Source organism: Pseudacidovorax intermedius (genome assembly GCF_001476815.1).
GTDB lineage: Bacteria > Pseudomonadota > Gammaproteobacteria > Burkholderiales > Burkholderiaceae_C > Xenophilus > Xenophilus intermedius_A.
Genome location: NZ_LDSL01000147.1, coordinates 1 through 4,712 on the forward strand (window position 1 = coordinate 1; position 4,712 = coordinate 4,712).

Sequence of the window (4,712 nt, forward strand, 5' to 3'; positions counted from 1 at the left end):
CGCCAGCTGGCCGACTGGCTGGCCCAGGCCCGCGCCAATGCGCGTGCCGTGCCGCGCGAGGCGCACCTGACACGCGCCCAGCCGGCGCCACCCGCCGGCCCGGCCGGCGCCAAGGTAGCGACCGCGGCGCCGGGCGTGGTGCAGCCGGCCTGGCAAGGCACCTTCGTGATGGGCCTGCCGACGAGATGACCCACCCCCAAGGCTCCGCGCGGCGCGCCCCGCCGGCCTGACATGGCCCTGCGCACTTCCGCCACGCTCCGACGCGAGCCCGCGGCGCCCTGGCGCTGGGCGGCCGTGGGCGCGCTGCTCGGCGCGCTGCTGGCGACGGCGGTGTGGGCACCGGCCCGCTGGCTGGCCGACGGCCTGCACTCGGCCACGGGCGGCCAGCTGCAGCTGCGCGATGCGCGCGGCACGGTGTGGAACGGCAGCGCCGCCGTCGTGCTGGCCAGCGGGGCCGGCGGCGAGGACCGCGTGGCCCTGCCCGGGCGCATGCAGTGGCAGCTGCGTCCGGCCTGGCTGGGCGTGCGCGGACAGCTCGAACTGGCCTGCTGCACGCAGGGGCCGCTCGGCTTCTCGGCCGGGCCGGCGGGCGCGGGCGGCCTGCGCCTGGCCTGGGACGACGGCCGCAGCCGCTGGCCGGCCGCCATGCTCACCGGCCTGGGCGCGCCCTGGAACACCCTCAAGCTCGATGGCCTGCTCGACCTGCAGACCCGCGGCTTCGTGCTGCGCTGGTCGCAGGGCCAGCTCGCCATGGAGGGCCGCGCCGTGCTCGACGCAGCCGGCCTCAGCTCCAGCCTGAGCACCCTGCGGCCCATGGGCAGCTACCGGCTGGTGCTCGACGGCGGCCCGTCGCCCAGCCTGCTGCTCACCACCACCGACGGCGCGCTGCGCCTGTCGGGCAGCGGCCGCTGGACGGGCCGCGCCATGCGTTTCGGCGGCGAGGCCAGCGCCGCACCCGGCAGCGAGGATGCCCTCGCGAATCTCCTGAACATCATGGGGCGGCGCGAGGGCGCGCGCTCCATCATCAATCTCGGTTGACCATGAAGCCTTCTCTTACCCGCGGCACCCGTGCCGCCCGCGCCCTGCTCGCCGCGCTGGCCCTGCAGGCGCTGGCGCCCGCCGCGCTCGCGCAGGACGGCGCCGTGCCGCGCCGCGGCGAGCCCATCACGCTCAACTTCGCCAATGCGGACATCGAGGCGGTGGCCCGCACCATGGGCGTGATCACCGGCCGTGACGTGGTGGTGGACCCGCGCGTCAAAGGCACGATCACGCTGCAGACCGACCGGCCGCTGGCGCCGGCCGCCGCCTTCGACCAGTTCGCGGCGGCGCTGCGGCTGCAGGGCTTCTCGATCGTGCAGGCCGACGGCCTGTTCAAGGTGGTGCCCGAGGCCGACGCCAAGCTGCAGAGCAGCGCCGTCACGACCTCGGTGCCCGGTGCCGGCGCGGTGAGCGGCAACCAGATGATCACGCAGGTGTTCCGGCTCAACCACGAGTCGGCCAACAACCTGCTGCCGGTGCTGCGGCCGCTGATCCCGCCCAACAACACCATCAACGCCAACCCGGGCAACAACTCCCTGGTCATCACCGACTATGCCGACAACATGCGCCGGCTGGCCCGCATCATCGCGGCGCTGGACGTGCCCAGCGCCTCGGACATCGAGGTGATCCCGCTGCGCTATTCCATCGCCTCGGACATGGTGCCGCTGGTGCAGCGCCTGATCGACGGCGGCGGCAGCGCCGGCATCGCAGGCGCGCCCGCGGGCGCGGCGCCGGGCGGTGCGGAGTCGGGCTTCCGCACGGCGCTGCTCGCCGATCCGCGCAGCAATGCGCTGATCGTGCGCGCGGCCACGCCGGCGCGGCTGCAGCTGATCCGCTCGCTGGTGGACAAGCTCGACCGCCCGGCGGTGGACGGCGGCAACGGCGCGGCCGGCAACATCTACGTGGTCTACCTGAAGAACGCCGACGCGGTGCGCCTGGCCGCCACGCTGCGCGCCGCCATGGCGGCCGGCCAGGTCAACAACAACACGGGCGTGGGTGGCGCGGCGCAGGCCGCGCCGGCCGCGTCCGCGGTGCAGCAGTCGCTGCCCAACACGCTGCAGGCGGGCCTGTCCAGCCTGGGCGGCAGCGCCGCCAATGCGCCCGTCAACAACGCCAACCAGCCGTCCACCGGCGGGCAGATCCAGGCCGACCCGTCCACCAACTCGCTCATCATCACGGCGCCCGAGCCGCAGTACCGCCAGCTGCGCGCGGTGATCGACAAGCTCGACAGCCGCCGCGCGCAGGTGCTGATCGAGACGCTGATCGTCGAGGTCAACGCCGACAAGGCGGCCGAGTTCGGCGTGCAGTGGCAGAGCGCGCTGGGCAACAGCGGCAGCAGCAACGTCGGCGTGGTCGGCACCAACTCCAGCCTGGCCGGCGCCAACATCATCAACCTGGCGGTGGGCCTGGCCACGCGCAACCCGACCACGCTGCCGTCCACGGGCTTCAACTTCGGCATCGGCCACAAGTATGGCGACAACTACGTGCTGGGCTTCCTGGCGCGCTTCCTGGCCTCCAACGGCGAAGGCAACGTGCTGTCCACGCCCAATCTGCTGACGCTGGACAACGAGGAGGCCAAGATCGTCGTGGGCCAGAACGTGCCCTTCCCCACCGGCCAGTACACCAACACCGGCAGCGCGACCACGCAGATCAACCCCTTCAAGACCATCGAGCGCAAGGACGTGGGCCTGACGCTGCGCGTGCGGCCGCAGATCAGCGAGACCGGCACCGTCAAGATGACCATCTTCCAGGAGGTCTCGGCCGTGGTCGCCTCCTCGGTCAACAACCCGGACGGCCCGACCACCAGCAAGCGTTCCATCGAGTCGAGCGTGCTGGTCGACCAGGGCGGCATCGTGCTGCTGGGCGGCCTGCTGTCGGACGAGTATTCGGCCGCGCAGGAGAAGGTGCCCGGCCTGGGCGACGTGCCCATCATGGGCAACCTGTTCAAGAGCGAGACCCGCCGGCGCAACAAGACCAACCTGATGGTCTTCCTGCGCCCGACCATCGTGCGCGACCAGCTCTCCAGCGACGCCATCACGGCCGACCGCTACGACACGCTGCGCGCGCTGCAGCAGGCCAGCCAGCCGTCCACCGACAACCTGATGCTCAACAACGTGCGCGAGTCCTACGTGCTGCCGCCGCTGCCGGCCGTCAAGGGCGTGGGCGACGAGAGCCGCCGCATCGACGGCACGCGCCTGATCCCGCCGCCGCTGCCGCCGGCGCAGCCCGGCCCGCTGTCGCCCGATGCGCTGGCCAACGTGCCGCTCAAGGGCGCGCTGCCGCCCACCGACGATCCGGCCACCCGCCGCGAGGCGCCCTGATGCCGGGCCTGCGCCATCCCCTGCCCTATGCCTTCGCGCGCAGCCAGCAGCTGCTGCTGGAAGAGGACGAGGCCGGCCGGCTGACGCTGTGGATGCCGGTGGGCGCGCCGGCCAGCGCCGTGGGCGAGGTGCTGCGCAAGCACCCGGCCGCGCAGGTCGACCTGCTGCCGGCCGACCAGCTGGCGCAGCGCATCAGCGCGGCCTACGCGCAGGGCGAATCCAATGCCGCCGCCATCGTCAGCGAGGTCGAGACCGACGCCGACCTCTCGCGCATGATGCAGGAGCTGCCGGCGGTGGAAGACCTGCTGGAGTCGGCCGGCGACGCGCCCATCATCCGCATGCTCAATGCGCTGCTCACGCAGGCCGCGCGCGACGGTGCCAGCGACATCCACATCGAGCCCTACGAGCGCACCTCCTCCGTGCGCTTCCGCATCGACGGCACGCTGCGCGAGGTGGTGCAGCCCAACCGTGCGCTGCATGCGGCGCTGATCTCGCGCCTGAAGATCATGGCCGACCTGGACATCGCCGAGAAGCGCCTGCCGCAGGACGGCCGCATCTCGCTGCGCATCGGCACGCGCGCGGTGGACGTGCGCGTCTCCACCCTGCCCTCGGCCCATGGCGAGCGCGCCGTGCTGCGCCTGCTGGACAAGAGCGAGAGCAAGCTCAGCCTGGAATCGGTGGGCATGCTGGGCGACACGTTGCAGCGCTTCGAAAACCTGATCCAGCAGCCGCACGGCATCATCCTGGTGACCGGGCCCACCGGGTCGGGCAAGACCACCACGCTGTACGCGGCGCTGTCGCGCCTCGACGCCGCGCACAGCAACATCATGACGGTGGAAGACCCGATCGAGTACGAGCTGCCCGGCGTCGGCCAGACGCAGGTCAATGCCCGCATCGAGCTCACCTTCGCCAAGGCCCTGCGCGCCATCCTGCGGCAGGACCCGGACGTGATCATGATCGGTGAGATCCGCGACTTCGAGACCGCGCAGATCGCCATCCAGGCCTCGCTGACCGGCCACCTGGTGCTGGCCACGCTGCACACCAACGACGCCGTCAGCGCCGTGACGCGCCTGACCGACATGGGCGTGGAGCCCTTCCTGCTGTCCAGCTCGCTGCTGGGCGTGCTGGCCCAGCGGCTGGTGCGCCGGCTGTGCACCCACTGCGCCACGCGCGGGCCCGACGGCCAGATGCAGCCCGTGGGCTGCGAGGCCTGCGGCCACACCGGCTACCAGGGCCGCACCGGCATCTTCGAGCTGCTGGTGGCCGACGACGCGGTGCGCGCGCTGGTGCACAACCGCGCGCCCGAAAGCGAGCTGCTGGCCGCCGGCGAGCGCGGCGGCCAGCAGCTCGCTT

The 4,712-nt window shown here is 72.7% G+C and carries 3 protein-coding genes and 1 pseudogene; all 4 read left to right on the forward strand.

The features are described from left to right. A pseudogene (locus NS331_RS27230) lies at positions 1–189 on the forward strand (type II secretion system protein GspM); the annotation flags it as partial. Positions 190–231: 42 nt separating this feature from the next. Beyond that, positions 232–1,038, forward strand: a complete 807-nt coding sequence (gspN, locus tag NS331_RS21025) for a type II secretion system protein N (protein WP_058643902.1) — start codon at positions 232–234, stop codon at positions 1,036–1,038. 2 nt (positions 1,039–1,040) lie between these two features. Continuing rightward, on the forward strand, positions 1,041–3,359 hold the full coding sequence (gene gspD / locus NS331_RS21030; RefSeq protein WP_058643903.1) for a type II secretion system secretin GspD: 2,319 nt from the start codon (positions 1,041–1,043) through the stop codon (positions 3,357–3,359). A gap of 8 nt (positions 3,360–3,367) precedes the next feature. After that, a partial coding sequence (gene gspE, locus NS331_RS21035; protein ID WP_058643904.1) for a type II secretion system ATPase GspE occupies positions 3,368–4,712 on the forward strand: 1,345 nt, incomplete at its 3' end.

Excerpts from the sequence above, each read along its gene's own strand:
- gspN (WP_058643902.1), top strand. The coding sequence starts at position 232 with ATGGCCCTGCGCACTTCCGCCACGCTCCGACGCGAGCCCGCGGCGCCC.
- gspD (WP_058643903.1), top strand. The coding sequence starts at position 1,041 with ATGAAGCCTTCTCTTACCCGCGGCACCCGTGCCGCCCGCGCCCTGCTC.